The organism is Nocardia niigatensis NBRC 100131 (assembly GCF_000308655.1).
In the GTDB taxonomy this organism is placed as follows: Bacteria; Actinomycetota; Actinomycetes; order Mycobacteriales; family Mycobacteriaceae; genus Nocardia; species Nocardia niigatensis.
This window is the reverse complement of the sequence record NZ_BAGC01000040.1, coordinates 256,074-277,059: the sequence shown is the minus strand read 5'-3', so window position 1 is coordinate 277,059 and position 20,986 is coordinate 256,074. Positions and strand designations below refer to the sequence as shown.

Genomic DNA, 20,986 nt, shown 5'->3' with positions numbered 1-20,986 from the left:
CGCTCGGGCATTCCCTACCACTGGCCGATTGCACAGGTGGCCCACCGGAACCAGGTCCCGATGATCCATCATCAACCCCACCACCTGCGATGATCATGTTGCGGCCCTGATGTTACCCGGATCGCGGGCCCCCGCAACCGGTTCCGTGACAGGAGTGACCAATTGTTAAACCGTGCCGGGCAACACTCGTAGACAGTCGGCGGGCCCTCGTAGGATCAGCGGCGTCGCCCGCCCCCGCGTCACCCGAACCGGCGTCACCGCAACACTTCTCGACCGCCACCAGGTCCACCCGGAGGAATCCTCATGCGCGCCAAATCGGCACACCACGCGCAAACTTTCACTGCCACGGCCGTGACGCTGCTCGTCTCCGCGGCCGTCCTCGCCCTGTCTGCCTGCGGGATCAGTGATCAGAGCGCCGCGAAAACCACCACCACAGCGGTCGATCCGGCCCGCGGTCCCGCCGACGTGCACTGGGAGAACTACCAGGGCGTGCAGCTCCCCATCGGCAGCCACGACGGTCCCAGCAAACTCGGCGCCACCGCCGCCGGCTTCTCGCACACTCCGCAGGGTGCGGCCTTGGCCGCCATCAATCACAGCACTCGGCTGTCACTGGCCCCCGATGGCGCATGGCCGCAGGTGGCGGCCATTTCGCTGATTCCCGGTCCGGCCAAGGATTCCTGGGTGCTGGCTCGCGCGCAGGTCTCGATCACCGCTCCCGCGAATCCGACGGTGGCCCCGCGCATCACCGCCTACAAGCTCACGGCGTACGCCCCCGACCGCGCGGATCTCACCGTCTACGCCACCTACTCCGACGCCAGTATCACCGCGACCGCCGAGACCGTGCTGTGGGTGTCCGAGGATTGGCGGCTGCTCCTCGCGGACCCCGCCGCCAAAACCGCGACCGTGCAATCGGTTCCCAGCGTCCCCGCGGACGCGGTCAAGCTGGAGCCCCCGAAATAGCGCCTACCCGACCAGCTTCAACCCGATCACGCACGCCACGATCCCACCCAGTAGCACCAGCTTGACCGCATTGACGGAGGCCCCGCCGGTGGCCATGGAGTAGACGACGGTCAATACCGCCCCGATCCCCACCCACACCGCGTACGCCGTTCCGACGGGCAGCCCGCGCATGGCGTACGCCAGCCCCGCCATACTCGCCACGAGCGCCACGCCGAACAACACCGTCGGCCCGAACCGGCTGAACCCCTCCGACTTCCCGAGCGCGGTGGCCCACACGGCCTCGAAAACCCCGGACACGACCAACACAATCCACGACATGACAACCTCCGAAGGCCGTCTTGTCGCACACCGGGTACGGCTCCCTCGTCCGGGCCCCCAACCGGGGACTGCCTACACGATGGCAAATGCCCAGCGACCAGGGCAAATTCCCCGCCGGCGATCTCGGCCTCCATCCGCCGAGACCACGGGCCCCTCTCACCGCCAGATCCCGCTCCCGAGAAACCGATCCCACTGCTGCCCGGTGAAGACGAGCGCCGGCCCCGCCGGATCCTTCGAGTCACGCACCCCGACGATGCTCGCGCCCCGCCCGATGAACGCGATCTCGACACACTCGTTGGCGTCTGCTGATCTCGACGACTTGAACCACCTGGCGTTCGAATTATCGGTAATCACGCCGTGTACTCCTTCGCGATGTCCGACATCAGATCTCTGGTGTCATTCTCGCTCAACGCTACTCGCCGAATGCTTAAGATCGCTCTTCTGAACCGCTCGATCACCCGGTCGCTCTCGAGGTAGAGCGCCCCCTCTGCGCCATCGATGTAGACGCATGGTGGCTCCACCAAATGGTATGAGAGGGGCGGGAATTCAAGCATCGTGAATGACATGATGACGAGGCCTTCGTGCATGTTCACGCTGAACGGCACGACTCGGATCGAAACGTTGTCCCTGGTGCCGGCTTCGCAGAGATAGCGCAGTTGGGCGGCCATGACTGCAGGGCCCCCGGGACGATGGCGCAAGACGGCCTCCGACAGCAGCGCATGCATGCGGTAGGCCGGTTCCGCTATACGTTCCTGCCGCCGTGCGGCGAGCTCCAACCGGCGATCGACATCGATTTCGGAGAGGTCCGGGTGGGTCGCTCGAATAATCGCTCGGCGATAGTCGGAAGTCTGCAACAGGCCCGGCACATGGACGAGTTGATGACTGACCCAATGGTTACTCGTCGCCTCGAGTCGCAGGTAATGATCGAAATGCGGAGCGTACTGATCAGCGTAGGCCTGCCACCATCCCTTGTACGTGCCCTGGAGCTTTGCGGCCTTGTCTTGTTGCCGGACCTCATGCCACATCTCCAACGCCTCTCGCCGGATGGCTGGGCTGACCTCGTAGAGATCCAGCAGTGACTTCAGCTGTGGTGTAGTGACTTTCGTCGGTAGTCCGTCCTCCAAACGAACCATCGTTTGCTTGGAAGTGTCTATTTGCAAGCTGGCTGTCAGCAGCGACGCTCCGACATGCTCGCGGAGCCCGCGAAGAAATCGACCGAATGCCCTTTTTGGAATGGTGGATCCGACCATTTCGTTAGCCTCGCTATCTGGGGAGTGCCTTTCGTGGGGTGGTCCGTCGTGGAACGCCAACGTAATTCGTTGAAGCTCTTCCATAAGGTTCGCTGTGCAATCACAGTGAAGTCAACCGAGAATTCGCTACGAGGAGGTCGAAATGCCCTGGGACGCATGGGCGCTGCTGTCCATCATCGTGGTCTGCACCGCCATCACCGCCCGCACCGCCTGGGATTCGTACCGTCTCGCCCGCGAGTCCCGCCCCACCACCCTCCGCCTCCCCCTGTCCACCGGCGGCCACCTCGACATCCCCTGCCGGTCAAACCATCCCACCGGCCGCCACCGCCCCCACACCCCGAGGTAACCCCATGACCCCCGCCGAAATTGCGGTCCTCGCCGCCCTCCACCCCAACCACACCCTCACCGCCCCTCAAATCCAGTACTCCGCGGCCCTGACCACCTGGCGCACTCGAAACGCTCTCTCCCACCTGAAATCCCGCGGCCTCATCACCCCCACCCACCCTCGCGGCCGCTACCGCCTCACCCCCCGCGGCCGAGCCGCCCTCGCCACCAAGTCCCGCCGCTTCGCCTGACCCACCTCGCCCGTGGCGAAGCACGATATCGCTACGGCTGCGGCACGATCCATCCGTTGGCGTCAACAGAGAGAACGGAATCTCTGGTCAACGCGGTGTTGCCCTGAACTGGATCGTGGTGATCACACTCGGCCGGCGCACCGGCTGTACCGGCCGCCCGTCCTCGGCGAAGAGGTAGAACTCGGGCGTCCTGCTGCCTTCACCATCGGATTCCGGAAGGTTCTCGAAGCAACTCGTCGTCCCCGCAGCCGTGTTCAACGAGCCGGTCACGCACTGAGTGCGGAGTCGAGTTCAGCGAGAAGCTTGGCCTTCGAGCGGGTGCCGACCACAGTCAGGATCGGCCGGCCGGCCCGGAAGAGAATGAGGGTCGGCGCCGACATGATTCGGTAAGCGGCTGCGAGGGAGGGGTTTTCGTCGATATCGACGTTGCGGATGCTGAGCGTGTCAGCGTGTTCCTCGGCGATCGCTGCCAGGACGGGCGCGATCATGCGGCACGGGGGACACCACGTCGCCCCGAACTCGACCAGCACGGGGCGGGGTGCTGGAGGACCTCGCGCTCGAAGGTCTCGTCGGTCACGGCTTTCAGGTCAGCGACATGGTTCGACGACATCAGAATTCCTTCGCTTCGGACGAGCCGGATGTCGGCAGCGCACTGCCGCAGCATGAATCGGCCTGCCGGGCCTGCGCCGCTGCGAGTTTGCCGGCGAGGGCGGTGCGCAGGGCGCCGAGCTGATCCATCAGGGCGTCGACTTCGCCGAGTCGGCGGCGGTAGACGTCGATCGAATCCGAGCACGCGTCTCCGGCATCATGGCCTGCCCGAAGGCATTCCACGAACGGTCGCGTGTCCTCCAGGCTCAACCCCACGGCTTGCAGCGTCAGAATTTCCTCGACCAGCCGCGCGTCGGCTTCGCTGTACTCGCGATAGCCGTTGGTCTCCCGGCGTGCCTCGAGCAAGCCTTGCGACTCGTAGAACCGCAGTGCCCGGGTTGTCGTTCCCGCCTGTTTGGCCAGCTCACCGATCCGCATGGACCGACCGTAAACGTTGACCTGGACGTCAAGGCAAGACGCGAGGATCAGCGAGATTCGTCGGTGTCCTGCACGGTGCACCACAGCATGCGAATCCATCCCGGATAGCGGGCGCTTTCCACGTCGTACAACTGCACATCCAGGTCGAATTGCGTCCGGGCGCGAATATCGCGGACCTGCACCGACCGATTCCCGCCCTCATGGCCGCGCTGTTGCCCCCACAGGCGCCGGAACTCCGGATGCCATCCGAGTTCCTTCAGATACGGCCGCGACCATTCCGGGGAGTCCAGGGTGGCGATGCGCGCCCGCAGCACCTCCACGGACGCCGCGGCGACGGCGTCCACGTCGGCGATCGCCTCGCGCGCCCGCGGATCCTCGAACAGCCAGGTCAGCCAGCAGCTTTCCTCGGTCAGCCCGGGAAACGCCTGGCGCGCCGCCTGATTCAAGGCCAGCACATTCCAGCGGGAATCGAAGTATCCGGCGGGATCCGGTCCCAGCCGGTCGAGGCGGGCGCGCATTCCGGGCGTGATGGCCGCGCGCAACTCCGCGGGATCGGGGGCGGCGGGGTCTCGTAGCCCGGCCAGGTCGAACAGGTATCGACGCGATCGATGCGAGACCGGGTGCACCCGATCGAGGTATCGGAGCAGCGCTTCGACCACGGACTGGGTCGGCCGTCCCCGCCGCCCGAGTTCCAGATGGGTGATGTAGCTGGCGCTGACACCCGCCGTCATCGCCAGACGCTCACGCGAGACCCGGCGTTCGTCGCGGAGCCGCCGCAGCGATTCTCCGAAACTCGGCGGCTCGAGGTCCGCCATATAATCGATATCCACCTTCGGATACACCCGGACCCCTGTCTCTTCACGATGGCGACGCTGTGATGCCGCCCACTTTCCACGCTAAGCCCGCACAACCTCGCGATCGGTGCTGTGCGTGCCAGCTGTTCGACTGACAGCGTCCCCATGTTTCGCCGCCGCGGCCGGTGGATAACCCTGTGGGCCACGGTCACTCTGGGCCGACAGCTGTGCACACAGGGTCATAGCCAGGCCCGGGCCGGATTCCTAGAGTCGTTGCGGGCCGGCGACGCAGTGAGCCGCCTCGCCGCCCAGCTCCACAGCTGCGGCCGGCCGTCGGCGAACCACCTGCAGGGGAGTGCGACGGCCGGCCGCGGAACGAATCTGCCGCGGAACACATCTCGCGCCGCGGGCGTCGGAGCCCTCTCGGGCGGACCATTCCCGCGTCAGGACACGGCGAACGAGGATCCGCAATTTTGCTGTGGGCGCACGTTTATCGCTTGTGACTGCCACCGACCCCGGCGCTCAGGGCCGGTCGTGTGGTGCGGAATCGCAGGTCGCTCCCACCGGACCGATTCGGGCGCGCGAGTTTTCAGCACTGCGTTCCTCGTAATGCGCCTTCCGCCAATGCATGAACTTCACACGCCGCTTTTTAAGATCAAGCCAGTCGTTATGTTCGGCACCGATGTGGAGCCTGTGGTCGGGCGGGCTCCGAGGGGAGTTGAAATGGCTGTCCTGATGGACGCGCAGTCGTACCCGGTCGAGAAGAGATTCGGAATGGTCACCGAACTGGCCGAATCGGTTGCTCTGCAAGTGGATGCGGAGATGCTGGACCCGCCGGAACGCATCGTCGCCCAGCACGAGAAATGGCGGCTCGGCGTGGCCACCCTGCACCGCATCCGCCTTTCCGGAGTCCGGGTGCGCCGCACCCCCGCCCACATTCACCGGACCCCCTCCTCCGCGGTCGCCATCATGCTGCAGCGCCAAGCCGTGCGGCATCAGTACCAGCACGGTCGGCACACCGTCACCGAACCGGGGGAGTGCGCCGTCTGGGACTTCGCGGCCCCCTTCGAGGCCGGATGGGACGGCGTCGGCGAATCATGGTGCGTCGCCATCCCCCGGGACCGGCTCGGACTGTCGGCCGAAACCGTGGCGGCCGCCACCGGCCGGCTGCGGGACAGCCCGCTGCACGACATGATCGCCGGTCAGATCACCGAACTCATCGAAGGCGCGGAGGCGCTCGAACGCGATCCCGCCGCCGTCATGGTCGGCCAGTGCTGTGTCGAGATGGTCCGGGCCCTGCTGCTGTCGGCCTCCGGGCCCGCGGCCGGCGACAAGGCCGCGCCCGCACAGTCGACCGTGGTCCGCACGGTCCAGAGCTACGTGCGGGCGCACCTCAACGACCCGGACCTGCGAGTCGAGCAGATCGCCGCGGCCCACAACATGTCACCGCGCTACCTGTACCGGCTGTGCGCCGGCGCCGGAATCCGGCTGGAGCAGTGGATCATTGCCGAGCGACTCGCCGCCGCGCGCGCCCTGCTGGTGGATCCCGCGCACGGCGGCCGCACCATCAGCGCCATTGCCCACACCGTGGGATTCCGCGACGCGACCCACTTCACCCGGCGATTCCGTGCCGCCTACGGCATGACACCGCGGGACTGGCGATACGCCGGAGCCATCGCCTGACCGTCGGCCGAAGCTTCACCCGTGGCTCGCCAATCACGCGGCCCCACATCATAGGCGGCACGAAACCGGCGGGTGAAGTGACTGGCATCCCGGAACCCGGTGGCACGGGCGATCCAGCCGATGGTCCGGTCGGCATGCCGTGGATCGATCAGCATCCGGCGCGCCAGCGCCAGTCGCTCCTCGATCATCCACTGCCGCATCGACCGCCCGGCATCGGCCCACAGCCGGTACAGCTGCCGCACCGAAATATTGTGCGCGGCCGCGACTTCGGCCGCGGTCACGTCATGGCGTCGCAGATGCGCCCGCAGATAGGTCTCGATCTGCTGCATCAGTAGTGCGGAGGGCAGCGCCGCGCCCGACCCGTCGGCCGCGCGGCCACCGGCGGCCGACACCACCAGCGCCCGAATCAGATCCACGGACGATCGCCCGAGTTCGACTGCGCCCGGATCGGATTCGAGGTCCTCGGCCCGGCAGGCGAGATCGGCGATGAACCCGGACACCATCGGATACAGCGGACTGGCGCGCACCCCGAGCGCCGCGGCCCGCAGCGTATCGCCCGGCAGATCCAGGTCGTCGAGCGAAACCCGCAGGCTCACACTGATCGACGGGCTCGGTACCCGCAACGAGAACGGAGCATCGACGTCCACGACACCGAACGTTCCGGGCGTCAGCACCTCCTGAACGCCGTGGTGCTCGTGTACCCGGGTGCCGTCGAGTTGACGCGCGACGCCCACGATCCCGGCCGGGCCGGCCCGCACATGCCGGGCGGTCCTGAGCACCTCCACACCGGCGGACTCGGACCGGAACACCTGAACGGCGCCGAAGGACCACATCTCGATACGGCCGTGCACCGCACGCGGATCCGCGAATCGCACATCCGCCGCCGCAACCCCCTCCTCGATGGTCGCCGCCATCGCCGCGGCCCGTTCGTGCCGCGGCAGCGGCCGCGTGTCGAAAACGACGGCCATCCCAACCTCCACCATCTCGACACGGGCACGCTCCGGCGCTGGCGAACATAGCCGGGGCGCCGCGCATCGAAGACTAGCAGCAAGCCATCAGCACACGGTCCTGAACCCTCGGCGTGAATTGTGAAATCGTGACTGTGTCATCTGGTTTCGGGGTCTCGTCCCAGGGTGGGGCGCGGCGCTTCCCGGCGACTGTAGCAAACACTCAGCGGAATGCTTTGTCTGCCATCGGAACCGGAGCGGGGCCACCCGTGCCGACACCTTCCGGTTCAGTCCGGAAAGGTCATCCGGTCGCACAATCTGTGCCCGCCAATGGCCGACCGGATTATCTGAAATTCAATCGATTCACAGTTTGGCAGTTAGCGTTCGTCGCCTTCGCGTGGATGCGAGGTGATCGAACCGGAAGGGTGCATGACGAACAGGCGGGCATTGGGGCGAATCGGCTGGGCCGTACAGGGATTGGTAGCCGCGAGCGCAGTCGTGAGCCGCGGCGTCGGCCCGCACACTTCGGGCCGGGACACCGTCGTGTCCCGGCCCGAAGTGTGCTGCGGAGCGAGAAGAACTACTGGCCGCCGGTGTTGCAGACGCCGTTCAGGATGGCGGCGTTGTTGCCGACCAGCGCGACGTCGCCCTTGGCGAGCGCGTCGGCGTAGTTGTCGATCGCCCACTTCTCCTGGCCGCTGGCATCGATGCCGTGCAGGCGGTCGGCAGCGTCCTGCTTCTGCTGCGGGCTCGGGCCGAGCGAACCGTAGCTGGCAAGGATGTCGTTGGCGGCCTGGCAGGCCGGGGTGAGGGCGTTGGCGGCGCCGGCGGGCAGCACCAGCAGGGCGCCCACGGCGCTGGCGGCCAGCAGGGTGGAGGGCAGGATCTTGCGCATTCATTCACTCCCAAGAGCTCGTGTGCGGTTTGCGCATCCGAGTTTGCCTGATGTTCAGCCGAAAACGATCACCGACATCGGCCCAGCGGTACCCCGAGCGGACTGATTAGGGAGAAATCCCCCAATGGTTTCCGGCTACCCGGGCCGGTGGATCGCGCGCGGCCTACGCGAGCGCAACGCGGGCGGTGGGTCGGTCCGGGCCGGTCGAACACTGACAGATCCAGTTCGGAAGGATCTGCCATGCACCGTCTACGGCGTTGAACGGGATCGCGATCGGCAGGGTGTGGGACCCGAAACGCACGGTGCCGGTCGCCATCAGCAGGCCGTGACGCAGCAGAGGCACGTCGTGGATCCGATAGCGGGTTGGCTCGGTCGCGTCACTGGCGGCCCACGTTGTAGGTGCCCTGCTCCGGATCGACGATGGCGACCTCGGCGCCGGGAATCAGTCCCGCGGCCATAGGCGTGGCCAGGATCTCGTCGATGGTGCGCACCAGGTCCGCGTCCAGCGCCCGCTCACCGCGGGTGGGAGATGTACACGCGGCCGTCACGCACAAGCAGGCCAGCAGGATCGCTGCCGCGGCCCTGGCGTACCCGGCTCCCCGCCGTGAATCCATGATCCCCAGCGTTCAGCCTCCCCCGCTGGGCGAAGACTCAACGTAACGCGGAACCTCAATGCGAGCCAATCGAATTCAACTGGCGGCGGCACCGTCCCCCGGACGCACCCGGAGGACGGTCCGCCCCGTCCGTTCCCGACTGCCGCTGCCGATCCCGTTCGGCGATCCGCGCGAACAACCGGACCACGGCATCCTCGAGCCGCAACCCGAGCGATTCGGCCCGCAGCTCAGCCATTTCCAACGCGAACTCCCCATCGGCAGGGGAGGGGTCGCTCAACATCTCGTCCAGCGCCATCCCGTCGATAGCCTGCTCCCGGGTCAGATCCCACCCCGGCAGCCAGCTCAGAACCCACGTGCCACCACCGGGACCGAACACCAGATGCGCGGTCTCGGGAGTCATGTCGCTGGTAATCGCGCGACCGGATATACGGAGCGCCATAGCCTTTCACCCTCTCGGAGTGGGGAAGCACCTAGAAATCTACGGGCGCGGGCTTAAAGATCTCTATCGAATTCCTTGCCCCGCGGTGGCCGCCGAGGGCCGGCCGCCGAACACCGTCGCCCTCGACGGTCACGGCGGCCGAACCGTGGCCGGCCGGCCACCAGCCCGCCCGGCCCGAGATGGTCGTCGTACGGCCGGCATTCGGTGGTCAGTTCTCGTTGCACACCGCAGCGGAAGCACAGCTCCGAACCCGCCCCGTTCACGAAACCGGCTAATTCGACCAGTCGATCCTCCGGCAGGCACATGCGTTGGTCGCCTCGAAACACGGGGGTCGCGGCAATGCGGGATATTCGACCTCGAGCTGAGGATGGGCCCAGGCCATCGTTCAGATCGTTCTGTGTTCCTTCGTAAGTTGGTTCTGTTGCCGTGACCTGGCAGTCTCGACGGCAGGCCCGATTGTTCGCCTCAGCAAGCGTGCTGTCCTGTGGAAGAGTGGTCCCTGCTCACGAACTCGGACCTGCGGATCCGGATCTGGGTCGATCAAAACGATGAAGGGGAGGCTTGATGGAGACAGCGTTCGATGTTGCCGGGCTGGTCGGCTATCGCTATCGCGTCGATGACTACTACGAAGTTGGTCGGGAGAAGATCCGCGAATACGCGCGAGCTGTCCAGGACTCCCATCCAGCACACTGGAGCGAGCCCGCCGCGAACGAACTCGGGTACGCCGGCCTGGTCGCGCCGAGCACGTTCGCCTCGATCGTCGCCATGCGGGCCAATCGTGCTCTGCTCGAGAACGTCATGACCGGCTACGACATGTTCGTGCACACCGATCAGGTCTTCGAGATGTACAGACCTCTCCTGGCCGGTGACCGATTGACCAGTGATGTCGAACTGGCCTCGGTTCGCCGTGTCGCAGGCAAGGACCTGATCACGATCACCAACACATTCACCGACCAGTCCGGCCAGATCGTGCAAATCATGCACACGACGGTCGTGGGCATCACCAGCGCTGACATCGATGCCGAGATCAGCGATGCCCTCGCGGGCGTGGTCATGAGCGGATTGGAAGTCGCGCCGACGCCCGCGGCTTCGGCTCCGCACGCCGCCGGGCAGACAACGACCGATCAGCCCGCGCAGGCCGCCCCTCAACATTCGGACGTGTCGCGAACACGTTTGCCGCACACGGCAATCGGCTTCGACGACATCGCCGTCGGCGACGAGCTACCGGCCCGGACCGTCCGACTGACCCGGGGCGACCTGGTGAACTACGCGGGCGTCGCCGGTGATGTGAATCCGATCCACTGGAACGAGGGAGTCGCTTCACTGGCCGGCCTTCCCGATGTGATCGCGCACGGCATGCTCACCATGGGCCTCGGAGCCGGATTCGTCACCGACTGGCTCGGCGACCCCGGCGCCATCATCCGGTACGGAGCCCGGCTGTCGAACTACACGGTCGTCGAAGCAGCCTCGGCCGGGGAGGTGGAGTTCACCGGCCGGATCAAATCGATCGACCCGGAAACCAGAACCGCCACAGTCGTCCTCACCGCGAAATCCGGCGGCCGCAAGATCTTCGGCCTGGCCACTACAGACATCCGCCTCAAATAGACGGACGACTCCGTGACGTCGCGCTCGGCAATGTGCTGTGTTACCGAGCGCGCCCATCGGCTACATACCGCTGATGGTCGGCGGTCTGCCTGTTGATCACGCGAGCGGTCGAGCCGGTCGGTTCGGTCGGCACGATCAGCGGCGGATCAGTGCACGGCTACAGTCGATACGATCCAAACTCGCACAACCACTGAGGAATTGGCGAATTTCGGGAGATTTGCAGTCCGTAGTGCGTGACTACACCGTTTGTTCCGAACTCGGCGTGAGTGTGCGTCAGGACAGGACGTTGCTTCCACCCGCGCGCGAACCCGTACCGTCGGATGCTGCTGTACGTGCCACCCCCGAGGGCACTACGGTCATACCCCGCACGACGAACCGACATCTACGAGGCCAAATTTCGGGTCTGGCGGCGGTCAGCTCTTCTTCAGCTCCTCAGCGAGCATCACGATGATGTCGCTGGGACCGCGGACATAGGTGAGCTTGTAGATGTCCTCATAGGTCGCCACCCCACGAAGCGGATGGCAGCCGTGCTTCGCGGCTATCTCGAGGGCCTTGTCGATGTCATCGACTGAGAACGCGACGCGGTGCATGCCAATCTCATTGGGACGAGTGGGCTTCGACTCGATCGCTTCGGGATGGATGTACTCGAAGAGCTCGATGCGACCATGACCGTCCGGCGTCTGGAGCATCGCAATGTGTGCGTGGTTGCCATCAAGGCCGACGGCAGTATCGGTCCACTCGCCGCTGACTGTGTCACGGCCGACGACGGTGAGACCAAGATCGGTGAAAAACGCGATCGCTGCTTCGAGGTCACGAACGGCGATGCCGACGTTCTCGAGTTTGATGGCCATGCGTCGCATGCTACCGAGCTGGGCCGATCAGGTCTGGTGGCGAGCCAGGACCCAGGACCAGGTACTCCGCCCGCTTCCTGATGAGCGCCTCGAACTCGGCGAAGTTGCTCGGGTCGAAACTGGCGCGTCCGACGCGGACGGCAGCGGTCGGCGGCAGTGACTCGGTCATGGCAATCCTTTCATTCGGCAAACGGCTTCGAACCTCGCGCAACGATCACCGATGGCGCTGGCAGTCCGGTGCGAACATCCGACAGCGGATCGAGCCGGGAGCAGAAATTGCCCGCGTCACGTTGCGTCGGAAATGATGGGCCCGCAACGACTTCAAGACGAAGTGGCAGACAGGATGGACTGATGTCGTCGACCCCGGCAGCGACCCACACACCCGATCCCACCGCTGGGCGGCCGGGCACACGAGCGCTGCCCGATCCACGTCTGGTCCGTCTGGCCATGAGTCTCTACCCGCCGCTCTTGTGCGCCGGTGTCCGCGTCACCCGCATCGCAGACGACTGGACCTGCGTAGAAGCCACGCACCGGGTTCGCCCATGGAACCGCAACCCGAACCGATCGGCCTTCGGCGGCACTCTGTACGCGATGACCGATCCGTTCTTCGGGATCATGGCCCGTGGTCAACTCGGTTCCGGCTACCGCGTCTGGACCAGTTCGGCGAGTATCGAATTCATCGCGCCCGGCCGTGAACTGATGACCGCCACCATGTCACTCCCGTTCGAGGAAGTAGCGGCCATTCGCGCCACAACGGACGACGGCAGCAAGTCGATCACCACGCATACGACTGAAATCGTCTCCCATAGCGGCGTTCTCGTCGCTCGCGCGACCCAGCAGCTGTACGTGCGCCGCACGAACTAGCAGTTCCCCAGCCGCAGTACCGGAGTCCTGTCCGCGGCTGGTTGCCGTGCGCCGACGTCAATCCGGAGACGCGCCGCCCCGACCGGCCGGTATCGATGCGATCGGGGCGGTTGTGCATCTGCTGGCCACCGCTATCGAGGAGGTCCGGGACCTGTCCTTGATGAGCGGCATCCTGGCCGACGGCTCCTATCGTCTGCTGTCGGCCCGGGTTGGCCTCACTTCACATGCCGAGCGAAGAACCGGTTCCCCTCATCCCCCGCGTGCTGTGGGACGCCGGTGTGCCCGCCCATATTGGCGTGCAGCGTCTTCTCCTTGGAGCCGAAGGCATCGAACAGGTCCAGAGCCAGCTGCCGGTCGTTTCCCTCGTCGTCCCACTGCAGCAGGACCAGCAGCGGAATGGTGACCTGCCGGGCCTCCTCGAACATGACGCGGGGCACGAAACTGCCGGCGAAAAGCACGGCGGCCGAGATACGCGGCTCGACCACCGCCAGCCGGACGCCGATGGCGATCACCCCTCCCGAGAACCCGACCGGCCCGCCGATCTCGGGCAGCGCCAGGAGGGCGTCCAAGGTGGCCCGCCATTCCGGGACCGCCTTGTCGACCAGCGGGAGGGTGAGCCGTTCGACGATCTCGTCGCTGACCGGCTCGCCCGCCTGTATCGCCCGGCGCAGGTCGGCGCGGGCCTGCTCGGCAGCGGCGGAAGGGGGCCGGTCACCGCTCCACGGGAGCTCGATGGTGGCCGCGGCGTATCCCGACGCCGCGGCGTGCTTGGCCCGGGCCGCCAGTCGGGGGTACATCTTCTTCAGTCCGCCCGGGTGGCCGAGCAGGATCAGCGGGGCCGGTGCGGATGCGGATCCGGGTGTCCACAGGATGCCGGGGATCTCGCCGAGGGTGAATTCGCGCTCGAGGATGCCGTCGTCGAGGCGCTGTTCGGAAATGAATTGCACGGTTGTGCCTTTCGGGAGTGCTCTTTGAACGGCGCTCCCGGACGACCTATCGCCCGACCGTGACCCCGGAGGGGAGCACCCATGTCGATACTGCGTTCACGGGTACCACCTCCTCGTTCTCTGGCACGGCCTCCGGAAAACTAGCAGCGGTCGCCGTGGCCGTCAAAGGGTTTTCGCGGTGCCCCCGGGACCGGATGTCACGGAGCCACTCGCGTGAAGGCATCGTGGATCGGCTCACGAAACTGGCGGGTGCTGGCCCTCGCCGAGCGACGGTGACCCCGCCCGCAGCCGAATCGGCCGATCTTGGATGGGGTAGGTTCGAAAGAGGGGACGCGACAGGAGGATTCAACGATGACTGCTGTGCAAGGTATGTCGGTCGATGTCCGGACGCCGGATGGTGTCGCCGACGCGTATGTCGTCCACCCCGACGATGGCGCCGCCCATCCGGGAGTGCTGGTGATCCAGGACGGCTTCGGACTGCGGCCGAGCCTGCGCGCGCTGGCCGATCGTATTGCGGCCCATGGCTACACCGTTCTGCTGCCGAATGCCTTCTACCGGCACGGGCGTGCACCGGTGATCGAATTGCCGGATTACATCGACCCGTCGGAGCGGCCGGAGATCTTCCAGCAGGTCTTCCCGATGATCCGCGACCTGACACCGGATCGAATTCGCGCCGACGCGGGCGCCTACCTCGAATGGCTGGCAGCGTCGCCGCTGGTGACAGCGGGAAAGGTAGGTCTCACCGGCTACTGCATGGGCGCCCGGCTCGCGGTGATGGTCGCCGCCATGTACCCCGATCGTGTCGGCGCGGTGGCCGGCTTCCACGGCGGTCCGCTCGTCACCGACTCCCCGGACAGCCCGCACCTGACCGTCGGAAACATCACGGGGGAGCTGTATTTCGCCCACGCCGGCGAGGACCAGCACATGACCCCGGAACACATCGCCCAGTTCGACAAGGCCCTCGAAGCCGCCGGCGTCCGCTACCGCACCGAGGTCTACCCGGGCGCCCAGCACGGCTACACCCAGGCCGATACCGCCGCCTACGATGCCGACTCCGCCGAACGCCACTACCGCGAACTGCTGTCCCTGTTCGACCGCAACCTGCGCTGACAGCAGACGCTGCCGGTCCTCGAAATCCGCATCGGCGAATCGATTTCGCCGTGCGACCTCGGGCTGCCGGCTCGCACCCCGAGATCTTCAGCGCACCCGCTGGTAGCGAAGGTAGACGACCTGAGAACCGAATATCCGCGACTCGACCAGCCGCAGATCGAGGGCTCTATCGAGCCGCGGAAAGTACGGGGTGCCGTCGCCGAGAACGATCGGGCGAACGAACTGCCGGTATTCATCGACCAGATCCTCAGCGATAGCCGCCGCAGCGATCCCCGCCCCGCCGATGGCCACCGCGCCACCACCCGGCCGGTCCCGCAACCGTCCTATCTCGGTGGCGATATCCCCGGTGGCCAGGCTCGCGTTGCCCTCCACCGAATTCAGTGTCCGCGAGAACACCACCTTCGGAATCGGCCGCCAGATCCGCGCGAACTCCAAGTCCGTCTCGTCGGACATGGTCTGCTCGGCCGTCTCCCACACCAGCATCGTCTGATACAACCGCCGACCGCACACATGCGCCCCAAGGTCCCGAGTCTGCTCGTTGTGAAACCGCATCAGCTCCGGATCAGGCGCAGTCCACCCGATGTCGTCCCCGGGCCCCGCGATGAACCCATCCAGCGATACCGTCATCGAATAGACCACCGGCACCATCAACGTCCTCCTCAACGACTGACCAGAACCGTCCGAGCACCAGATCCCCCGCAAGGGCCGCTCCCATCGTGCTCGCCGCACACGCGGATCTGCCACGCAACAGACATATTCATGCCGGGCACGAGGGTGGGAAGACCAGCGACCAGGGGCGAAGGACAGCGAGGCGCGCGGCATTCGCTCAGCGTGCGGGCGTCGGCCGGCGTGCCGGTTGCCCTGCTTCGTGCGCTCGATCAGGCCGAGGGCGCGCAGGTCCGCGAATGCCCACCTACTCCGACGAGCGCGGGCATCCGCGCCTGCGGATGGGGCACGTGCCGTTCAAGGTCGGGCCGATCGAGCGGGACGCGCGCCTGCGCGCCATGCACATCGCGGTGGCGGAGATCGAGCCCGAGGTGCTCGACGACGCGCACCGGCGGCAGCTGCTCGAGTACTTCGACATGGCCGCCAATTCGCTGATGAACCTTGACGGTCTTCTCGGACACGCACATCAGCACGCCCATCGTGTACGCCTCATGCAGGTGCCGGCGGCGCGGATCGGCCGGGCGGCCCGTCGACGCCCGAGGAAAACCAGCTGAACGAACTGCGAGCACACCTGTGCGGACGCGTCCCTGTCAGCCCAGTGCCGCCGATGGCCACACCTCTCGCTGGGCTACGGATATGCGCCGGATTGCTGAGCAACGCGCCTGCGCCGGTGCGACGGCCCTTCAAGGGGCGATCGCACCGGTGAATTCTCGTTGTGCCTCCAAGGCACCGGGCGGGCCCGAGTCAAGGGCCCTGATCTGCCCCTCGAGGGCGGAAAGTGCGAGATTGCACCGGTTCTCGTGAGTCCCGGACGGGCGGCGCAGTCGTGGCGGCGCCGCCCGGTGCGAGCTACACCAATTCGGGAACGCGCAGGTGCGCGAGCGCCAACTCGAACTCGCGGACCTCGGTCACCTCACTGCCGGTGCGGCCGGCGATGGACGCTCGCATGTCGGCGGACCGGTCGGCGTTGCGCGCCATGGCCTCGGCGTTGTCGAACGTGACACAGGAGACGCCGCGCCCGGATGACCGGTCGACCATGAGGCTGGCGCTGCAGAACCCGTCGAGCTCCTCCATCCCCGGGAGTGCGGCGGATTTGTACAACTCGATCGCGGCGTCGAGCCGTTCCGGCGCGTTCCTGACCCAGGCCGCGCGCACGCACGAGCCCTCGCTGGCATGGTGATTGCGATGCAGAGCGGCGATCTCCCATTCCTCGACCAGCGTGCTGCCGTCGCTGCCGAACATCTGAGCGGCCCGATCACGAATCGAGCGAACCCGGCTCGAACTGTCGTGCAGCGCCTGTTCCGTCTCCCACGCGGTAGTGACGATGCACCGCCCGGAGCTCCGGTCCACCAGCAACGACATCCCGACCCAGCCGGGTATATCAGACAACTCGGACATCACGTCATCGCGCATGTAAGCAATCCCGGCATCCATAGAGGACAGCTGCGCCTGAATCGTGCTAGAGCGTGCGAACACGTTCGATCCACCTCCTCTGAGCGGGGGCAGCGCCTCGGTGACGCCACCGACGCCCCCCAGCCTGCTCCCGCACGATGGCTGTGGCAATAGCTCGGCCCGCAATCGCCCAGCAGCCTGGGCGATCACCGCAAACGAATCTCCCAGCGAGGGTTCGGCAACAGCTATCGCCGCCCTGGCTGCGTGCTCAGCCGACGTCCAACCTCAGCGACTTCGCGCGGTACACAGGTGCGTCCATCAGCCAATGAAGACCGGGCATGGGGTCGACCTCGGCGCTGTCGCGGACCACCGAGTCGCCTCGATCCTTCGCCTCTCCCGCAGAAGCTGATCGAACTCCGCGCGAACCTACAGGCAGCGCTGGCCATTCGGCAGTTAGAGCACGCAGGGAGCGGATATCGGAATAATGCGACAGGTGGGAGAACTGCCGCGCGCCACATTCGCGGCAGGTGGATGAATACGTATTGCTCAGAGTGCTTCGCGCACAACATCTCCCGCCCAGGCGGGGCCGCGGCACACGCTGCCCCACAGACCGAATACTCGACAGGGGCCCCAGTCTGCGTCACGGCTGAGCTTCACGGCCGGAGTGAGCGTGCCGGTCGGCTATGCGCCGGGGCCGTGGACCAGCGAGCCGACTGCGGTTCGGCCGCGGTGTGCTGGTGAGCCTGGATGGTGACATCGCCACAGTGGGCCCCGCCCCCGAGGGCGGCCGGCAGGTGCTGGTGGACGCCGCTGACGGCAATCAGTCAGGAGCGTGCTCGCGCCGAACGCGATGACTGCGACGCTGATCGGGGCCATGCTGATCCAAGCCGCCCGCAACACGTCCGGTCGAGTGCTCACCATCTGATGCATCGATTGTCCGCGGCCAGTGCGCCCGGCGAGACCAGCGGTGATAGTGGGCTTTCACGATGAATGCGGAGTCCTTCCCTCGATAATGGGACTCCAGATATAGCGAATATCGGGCTCGCGCTCCGCGTTTCGCATCCCGTCGGTCCGGTCCACCTCGACAGGGCCGTGACGCTCATAGAATCGGCGTGCCAGGAGGTTGGCTTGGAAGGTCCACAGTCCCAGACCGGTCGACCCGCTTCTCGTCGACAGCGCTGTAGTAGCGGCTGAGCAGATCGCTCATCTGGGCTCGATCTTCGGCTTCGAAGGCGAAAGATGTCATGCCAGCACTGTGGTCGGCCGACCTTGCGTGGGGCTTGCACAGCACATGCGCTGCCGTGCAAGGGGATTCGCTTGCGGAGTGACCGTCGCCGGCCGCAGGGCCGCTGCCGTGACGAGCGGAAGCGGAGAGTCTCGGGGTCCCGAGCTGAAGTGAAGCGACGATCTGCAGCCGACGCCTCGCTACGGTTCGATCAGCGCGGTATGCGGCAGTTCGGGATTGTCGCACTCTCGTCCATACTGCGGTGGCCGCTGGGGGAGCGCTCGTCGGAAATTCTGTGGTCGGGTTCGTGATCGCTGGCCACACTGCCGCTATGGCGACGATGGAGAGGGCCGCGCGGATATCGATTCGGGGCCGAGCTATCGGGTGGGGTTTGGCCTCATGGGCATTCTTCGCGAGTTCAGGGCCATTGGCCACAGCGGTGATGGCGGCGGGTTGGTCACCAGCGGCGGTGACTTCGGTGCGGATCACGTTGGCCGCGGCACTGCTGGTGCCGGTCGTCGCACTCGTGCGGCCGCGGGCGCTGAGGTTCCGTCGAGCGGATCTGTGGTTGCTGCTCGGATATGGAGCGCTCGGCGTTGCCGGCGTTCAGCTATTGTTTTTCGTTGCGGTGGAACGGGTTCCGGTCGCGGTGGCGATGGTGCTGGTCAATCTCGCGCCCGCTCTGGTCGCGCTGTGGGTGCAGATCGTGCGGCGCACTCGGCTGCCCGGCCCGGTTTGGCTGGGCATCGGGTTGGCGGTGGCCGGATTGGTCGTTGTCGCGCAGGTCTGGCAGAGCACCGGGCTGGATCTGCTCGGTATTGCCGCCGGTGTGGCCTCGGCCATCTGCTCGGCCGGGTACTTCCTGCTCGGCCGGCACGGCACGAACAGGCACGATCCGGCCGGGCTCACCGCGGTCGGATTGACTATCGGCGCGCTTGTGATGGCGATTTTCACCCCGCCGTGGATTCTGCCCTCCCAACTGCTCACAGCCCCGGCGACACTGGGGGGTCTGCAAGTGCCGGCGTGGCTGGTGCTGCCGGCGCTGGCCGTGTTCGGAACCGTGGTGCCGTACCTGGCCGGTCTGCGAGCTCTCCGCGACCTGCCGCCCGCATCGGCCAGTGTGCTGGCCGTAGCGGAACCCCTGATCGCCGCCGTGCTGGCCTGGCTGATGCTAGGCCAGACGCTCGGCCTGCTCCAGATCGCCGGAGCGGCGATCATGCTGATCGGCGCACTGCTCGTGCAATTGACCATGCCCGCGAACTGATCCCACCACCGCGCACAGGCGAGTCACCCCGTGGATTGCTGCTCTCGCAGGACCGCTGCGTCATAGGCGGCAGTCGGTTCCGAGAGGCCGCCATCGGTTGGCCGGGGTGCGCCCCGTAGGTGAACAGCCCGGAGCTCGTCCATGAAGCGTTCCCACAGCGCGGGCCCGCCCTCGGCGAGTACCGTCAGCTCCGGAGTCGTATCGAGCCACCGCGCCCCCCAGGCGCCGAGCTGAGCCATCAGGAAGCCCTGGCGCAGGCATTGGAGGCCGCCGGTGGCAAGGACGTCCGCATCGGCGGCGGCGTCGCCACGGTCCGGGCCTTCCTCGACGCCGATCTCATCGACACCCTGCATTTCGCCGTCGCCCCGGTCGAAATGGGCCACGGCGAACGACTGTGGACGGGTCCCGAGGAACTCACCGACCGCTTCCCTCAGCTCATAGACCACCATGTTGGTCTCGTTGCGGGTGGGGGACGTCCGAACCCCCGGGAGCCACGGCTATTTCAGGGCCACGAGTTCGTGCAGGGTGGTACCGGTGCGCTTCTCGGTCCCGTGGCCGGTGTGAACCGTCAGCTCGAACCCGGATTCGAAGCGGAAATAGGCGGGATGCCCGATCATGCGCTGTACGAGCGGTTTCACCGCCCGCGACCGCACGACCGGGACATCGTCGAGCATGTCGTGGGCATGAATGACCGACTCGACCGTCAGGCGCAGTTCCAGCCGCCCGGGGATGCTCAGCTCCAGCCATTCCGGGTACGTCCGCCCGGCCACCGGGTGAAAACGGTGGGGACCTTCGGTGAGCACCGTTTCACCCGACGACAGCACGATGTCGTCGCCGCGACCGAGCATCAGGGGCGCGATTTCGCGCCCGCCGCAACGCTTCTGGGTGCGCACATCGGCGAACAGCAGCGAGTACTCGTCGTCGTACAGACGACCCCAGTGCCAGCGTTCGATGATCTTCTTCATATCGCCGGCGCCCCAATTGTGGTCCGCGTATCCACGTCCGTTCGCGGGCAGCACGGTCCCGTCGATCCGCACGGTGCCGGTGACCCGGGCCCGGGGCGCCCCGACCACCCATCCGAAGGAATTTCGCGCGTCGAACCGGGTCTCGCCGCCTCCCGGCATCCAGCTGGGCATCTCATTGTGGAAACGCAGGTCGAACACCACCCCGTCGGCCTCGAGATGGACGTGGTGCACCGGCAGGCCGTCGTCGCGGAATTCGGTGTGCGCGTGGTTGTCTCCGATGCGGACATCGAACCTGTCGCCGGCGAAGGAGGCGGCCTCGCGCCGGTACCTCCGGACGGCCTGCCGGCGCGAGCCGTCGGGGAAGTACACGATCAATTCGACCCAGGGCCGGGCATTCGGCAGATCCTCCGGCCGCCGTTTGGTCAGGAATCCGACCACGACATGCCCGGAGTCGAGGCGGGCGTCGAAGTACCAGTGCTCGAACGCCAGTCGGCCGGTAGCGGGATGGAGTGCGTTGTGGTGGGGCTGGACATCGGTCAATGTCGCATCCTGACGGCCCGGGCCGTTCCACGTCTCGACAATGTCGGTATTCATGG

23 protein-coding genes, 3 pseudogenes and 1 riboswitch are annotated in these 20,986 nt (G+C 66.4%); of the genes and pseudogenes, 10 read left to right on the top strand and 16 right to left on the bottom strand.

Annotated elements, in window-relative coordinates; translation table 11 throughout:
* Window positions 1-303 precede the first annotated feature (303 nt).
* Window positions 304-960, top strand: coding sequence for a DUF8175 domain-containg protein (locus ON33_RS14085; RefSeq protein ID WP_051152093.1), 657 nt, complete (start codon window positions 304-306; stop codon window positions 958-960).
* A gap of 3 nt (window positions 961-963) precedes the next feature.
* On the opposite strand, the gene ON33_RS14080 is transcribed toward ON33_RS14085, so the two are convergent.
* The 3 genes from ON33_RS14080 to ON33_RS14070 form a co-directional block, all read right to left on the bottom strand.
* Entirely contained in the window at window positions 964-1,278 is a 315-nt protein-coding gene (locus ON33_RS14080) for a DMT family transporter (RefSeq protein ID WP_040858948.1), read from the bottom strand.
* 9 nt (window positions 1,279-1,287) lie between these two features.
* Window positions 1,288-1,350, bottom strand: a riboswitch (guanidine-III (ykkC-III) riboswitch).
* Window positions 1,351-1,434: 84 nt separating this feature from the next.
* Window positions 1,435-1,632, bottom strand: a complete 198-nt coding sequence (locus ON33_RS14075) for a DUF397 domain-containing protein (RefSeq protein ID WP_040858946.1) — start codon at window positions 1,630-1,632, stop codon at window positions 1,435-1,437.
* A complete protein-coding gene (locus ON33_RS14070) occupies window positions 1,629-2,528 on the bottom strand; it encodes a helix-turn-helix domain-containing protein (protein ID WP_157184528.1) in 900 nt (299 codons plus the stop codon). Before ON33_RS14070 ends, ON33_RS14075 begins: the two co-directional genes overlap by 4 nt.
* 142 nt (window positions 2,529-2,670) lie before the next feature.
* Here ON33_RS14070 and ON33_RS14065 point away from each other — a divergent pair, with 142 nt between their 5' ends.
* Window positions 2,671-2,874, top strand: coding sequence for a hypothetical protein (locus tag ON33_RS14065; RefSeq protein ID WP_040858945.1), 204 nt, complete (start codon window positions 2,671-2,673; stop codon window positions 2,872-2,874).
* Window positions 2,875-2,878: 4 nt separating this feature from the next.
* Window positions 2,879-3,103 (top strand): hypothetical protein, encoded by a 225-nt coding sequence (locus tag ON33_RS14060; RefSeq protein WP_040858944.1) that lies wholly within the window; start codon window positions 2,879-2,881, stop codon window positions 3,101-3,103.
* 266 nt (window positions 3,104-3,369) lie between these two features.
* Here ON33_RS14060 and ON33_RS14050 read toward each other — a convergent pair.
* The 3 genes and pseudogenes from ON33_RS14050 to ON33_RS14040 form a co-directional block, all read right to left on the bottom strand.
* A pseudogene (locus ON33_RS14050) lies at window positions 3,370-3,713 on the bottom strand (thioredoxin family protein).
* Window positions 3,713-4,129 (bottom strand): MerR family transcriptional regulator, encoded by a 417-nt coding sequence (locus ON33_RS14045; RefSeq protein ID WP_040858941.1) that lies wholly within the window; start codon window positions 4,127-4,129, stop codon window positions 3,713-3,715. The pseudogene ON33_RS14050 and the gene ON33_RS14045 overlap by 1 nt, the downstream one beginning before the upstream one ends.
* 47 nt (window positions 4,130-4,176) lie before the next feature.
* Complete coding sequence (locus ON33_RS14040; RefSeq protein WP_063710996.1) at window positions 4,177-4,944, bottom strand: MmyB family transcriptional regulator; 768 nt, start codon at window positions 4,942-4,944, stop codon at window positions 4,177-4,179.
* 702 nt (window positions 4,945-5,646) lie between these two features.
* Here ON33_RS14040 and ON33_RS42250 point away from each other — a divergent pair.
* On the top strand, window positions 5,647-6,606 hold the full coding sequence (locus ON33_RS42250) for a helix-turn-helix domain-containing protein (RefSeq protein WP_051152088.1): 960 nt from the start codon (window positions 5,647-5,649) through the stop codon (window positions 6,604-6,606).
* Here the strand turns inward: ON33_RS42250 and ON33_RS14030 are convergent.
* From ON33_RS14030 to ON33_RS14015, 4 genes are all read right to left on the bottom strand, one after another.
* Window positions 6,558-7,574, bottom strand: coding sequence for an AraC family transcriptional regulator (locus ON33_RS14030; protein ID WP_051152085.1), 1,017 nt, complete (start codon window positions 7,572-7,574; stop codon window positions 6,558-6,560). The two genes, ON33_RS42250 and ON33_RS14030, sit on opposite strands and share 49 nt — an antisense overlap.
* A gap of 559 nt (window positions 7,575-8,133) precedes the next feature.
* A complete protein-coding gene (locus ON33_RS14025) occupies window positions 8,134-8,448 on the bottom strand; it encodes a hypothetical protein (RefSeq protein ID WP_040858940.1) in 315 nt (104 codons plus the stop codon).
* Window positions 8,449-8,825: 377 nt separating this feature from the next.
* Window positions 8,826-9,062, bottom strand: coding sequence for a hypothetical protein (locus tag ON33_RS41205; protein WP_157184527.1), 237 nt, complete (start codon window positions 9,060-9,062; stop codon window positions 8,826-8,828).
* A gap of 55 nt (window positions 9,063-9,117) precedes the next feature.
* A complete protein-coding gene (locus ON33_RS14015) occupies window positions 9,118-9,501 on the bottom strand; it encodes a hypothetical protein (protein WP_051152083.1) in 384 nt (127 codons plus the stop codon).
* Window positions 9,502-10,065: 564 nt separating this feature from the next.
* Between ON33_RS14015 and ON33_RS14010 the strand changes: the two genes are divergently transcribed.
* Window positions 10,066-11,106: a fused (3R)-hydroxyacyl-ACP dehydratase subunits HadA/HadB gene (locus ON33_RS14010; protein ID WP_040858937.1), complete on the top strand. Its 1,041-nt coding sequence runs from the start codon at window positions 10,066-10,068 to the stop codon at window positions 11,104-11,106.
* 413 nt (window positions 11,107-11,519) lie between these two features.
* On the opposite strand, the gene ON33_RS14005 is transcribed toward ON33_RS14010, so the two are convergent.
* Together ON33_RS14005 and ON33_RS41200 are read right to left on the bottom strand one after the other, a co-directional pair.
* A complete protein-coding gene (locus ON33_RS14005) occupies window positions 11,520-11,957 on the bottom strand; it encodes a VOC family protein (protein WP_040859241.1) in 438 nt (145 codons plus the stop codon).
* Between the two features lie 10 nt (window positions 11,958-11,967).
* Window positions 11,968-12,126, bottom strand: a complete 159-nt coding sequence (locus ON33_RS41200) for a hypothetical protein (RefSeq protein WP_157184526.1) — start codon at window positions 12,124-12,126, stop codon at window positions 11,968-11,970.
* Between the two features lie 182 nt (window positions 12,127-12,308).
* Here ON33_RS41200 and ON33_RS14000 point away from each other — a divergent pair, with 182 nt between their 5' ends.
* Complete coding sequence (locus ON33_RS14000; protein WP_083868938.1) at window positions 12,309-12,821, top strand: PaaI family thioesterase; 513 nt, start codon at window positions 12,309-12,311, stop codon at window positions 12,819-12,821.
* Window positions 12,822-13,036: 215 nt separating this feature from the next.
* On the opposite strand, the gene ON33_RS13995 is transcribed toward ON33_RS14000, so the two are convergent.
* A complete protein-coding gene (locus ON33_RS13995) occupies window positions 13,037-13,768 on the bottom strand; it encodes a dienelactone hydrolase family protein (RefSeq protein WP_040858934.1) in 732 nt (243 codons plus the stop codon).
* A 351-nt stretch (window positions 13,769-14,119) separates the two neighbouring features.
* Between ON33_RS13995 and ON33_RS13990 the strand changes: the two genes are divergently transcribed.
* Entirely contained in the window at window positions 14,120-14,878 is a 759-nt protein-coding gene (locus ON33_RS13990; protein WP_040858932.1) for a dienelactone hydrolase family protein, read from the top strand.
* 87 nt (window positions 14,879-14,965) lie between these two features.
* On the opposite strand, the gene ON33_RS13985 is transcribed toward ON33_RS13990, so the two are convergent.
* Entirely contained in the window at window positions 14,966-15,505 is a 540-nt protein-coding gene (locus tag ON33_RS13985; protein ID WP_245550534.1) for a dihydrofolate reductase family protein, read from the bottom strand.
* Between the two features lie 269 nt (window positions 15,506-15,774).
* On the opposite strand from ON33_RS13985, the pseudogene ON33_RS43295 reads away from it, so the two are divergent.
* Window positions 15,775-15,984 (top strand): annotated as a pseudogene (locus ON33_RS43295) (globin domain-containing protein); the annotation flags it as partial.
* Window positions 15,985-16,393: 409 nt separating this feature from the next.
* Here the strand turns inward: ON33_RS43295 and ON33_RS13975 are convergent.
* The gene (locus ON33_RS13975) at window positions 16,394-17,020 is read right to left on the bottom strand and encodes a hypothetical protein (protein WP_083868936.1); all 627 of its coding nucleotides are present in this window, start codon (window positions 17,018-17,020) and stop codon (window positions 16,394-16,396) included.
* Window positions 17,021-18,492: 1,472 nt separating this feature from the next.
* On the opposite strand from ON33_RS13975, the gene ON33_RS13970 reads away from it, so the two are divergent.
* Window positions 18,493-19,425 carry an EamA family transporter gene (locus ON33_RS13970; RefSeq protein ID WP_040858923.1) on the top strand — a complete coding sequence of 311 codons (933 nt, stop codon included), beginning with the start codon at window positions 18,493-18,495 and terminating at the stop codon, window positions 19,423-19,425.
* Between the two features lie 245 nt (window positions 19,426-19,670).
* A pseudogene (locus tag ON33_RS40525) lies at window positions 19,671-19,877 on the top strand (dihydrofolate reductase family protein); the annotation flags it as partial.
* A 45-nt stretch (window positions 19,878-19,922) separates the two neighbouring features.
* Here ON33_RS40525 and ON33_RS13960 read toward each other — a convergent pair.
* Window positions 19,923-20,984, bottom strand: a complete 1,062-nt coding sequence (locus tag ON33_RS13960) for a lipocalin-like domain-containing protein (RefSeq protein WP_051152080.1) — start codon at window positions 20,982-20,984, stop codon at window positions 19,923-19,925.
* Window positions 20,985-20,986: the final 2 nt, after the last annotated feature.

What these genes read in the sequence shown, in the direction of transcription:
- ON33_RS14085 (WP_051152093.1), top strand. Translation starts at nt 304, where the DNA reads ATGCGCGCCAAATCGGCACACCACGCGCAAACTTTCACTGCCACGGCC.
- ON33_RS14080 (WP_040858948.1), bottom strand. Translation starts at nt 1,278, where the DNA reads ATGTCGTGGATTGTGTTGGTCGTGTCCGGGGTTTTCGAGGCCGTGTGG.
- ON33_RS14070 (WP_157184528.1), bottom strand. Translation starts at nt 2,528, where the DNA reads ATGGTCGGATCCACCATTCCAAAAAGGGCATTCGGTCGATTTCTTCGC.
- ON33_RS14065 (WP_040858945.1), top strand. Translation starts at nt 2,671, where the DNA reads ATGCCCTGGGACGCATGGGCGCTGCTGTCCATCATCGTGGTCTGCACC.
- ON33_RS14060 (WP_040858944.1), top strand. Translation starts at nt 2,879, where the DNA reads ATGACCCCCGCCGAAATTGCGGTCCTCGCCGCCCTCCACCCCAACCAC.
- ON33_RS14045 (WP_040858941.1), bottom strand. Translation starts at nt 4,129, where the DNA reads ATGCGGATCGGTGAGCTGGCCAAACAGGCGGGAACGACAACCCGGGCA.
- ON33_RS14040 (WP_063710996.1), bottom strand. Translation starts at nt 4,944, where the DNA reads ATGGCGGACCTCGAGCCGCCGAGTTTCGGAGAATCGCTGCGGCGGCTC.
- ON33_RS42250 (WP_051152088.1), top strand. Translation starts at nt 5,647, where the DNA reads ATGGCTGTCCTGATGGACGCGCAGTCGTACCCGGTCGAGAAGAGATTC.
- ON33_RS14030 (WP_051152085.1), bottom strand. Translation starts at nt 7,574, where the DNA reads ATGGCCGTCGTTTTCGACACGCGGCCGCTGCCGCGGCACGAACGGGCC.
- ON33_RS14025 (WP_040858940.1), bottom strand. Translation starts at nt 8,448, where the DNA reads ATGCGCAAGATCCTGCCCTCCACCCTGCTGGCCGCCAGCGCCGTGGGC.
- ON33_RS41205 (WP_157184527.1), bottom strand. Translation starts at nt 9,062, where the DNA reads ATGGATTCACGGCGGGGAGCCGGGTACGCCAGGGCCGCGGCAGCGATC.
- ON33_RS14015 (WP_051152083.1), bottom strand. Translation starts at nt 9,501, where the DNA reads ATGGCGCTCCGTATATCCGGTCGCGCGATTACCAGCGACATGACTCCC.
- ON33_RS14010 (WP_040858937.1), top strand. Translation starts at nt 10,066, where the DNA reads ATGGAGACAGCGTTCGATGTTGCCGGGCTGGTCGGCTATCGCTATCGC.
- ON33_RS14005 (WP_040859241.1), bottom strand. Translation starts at nt 11,957, where the DNA reads ATGGCCATCAAACTCGAGAACGTCGGCATCGCCGTTCGTGACCTCGAA.
- ON33_RS41200 (WP_157184526.1), bottom strand. Translation starts at nt 12,126, where the DNA reads ATGACCGAGTCACTGCCGCCGACCGCTGCCGTCCGCGTCGGACGCGCC.
- ON33_RS14000 (WP_083868938.1), top strand. Translation starts at nt 12,309, where the DNA reads ATGTCGTCGACCCCGGCAGCGACCCACACACCCGATCCCACCGCTGGG.
- ON33_RS13990 (WP_040858932.1), top strand. Translation starts at nt 14,120, where the DNA reads ATGACTGCTGTGCAAGGTATGTCGGTCGATGTCCGGACGCCGGATGGT.
- ON33_RS13985 (WP_245550534.1), bottom strand. Translation starts at nt 15,505, where the DNA reads ATGACGGTATCGCTGGATGGGTTCATCGCGGGGCCCGGGGACGACATC.
- ON33_RS13970 (WP_040858923.1), top strand. Translation starts at nt 18,493, where the DNA reads ATGGCGACGATGGAGAGGGCCGCGCGGATATCGATTCGGGGCCGAGCT.
- ON33_RS13960 (WP_051152080.1), bottom strand. Translation starts at nt 20,984, where the DNA reads ATGAATACCGACATTGTCGAGACGTGGAACGGCCCGGGCCGTCAGGAT.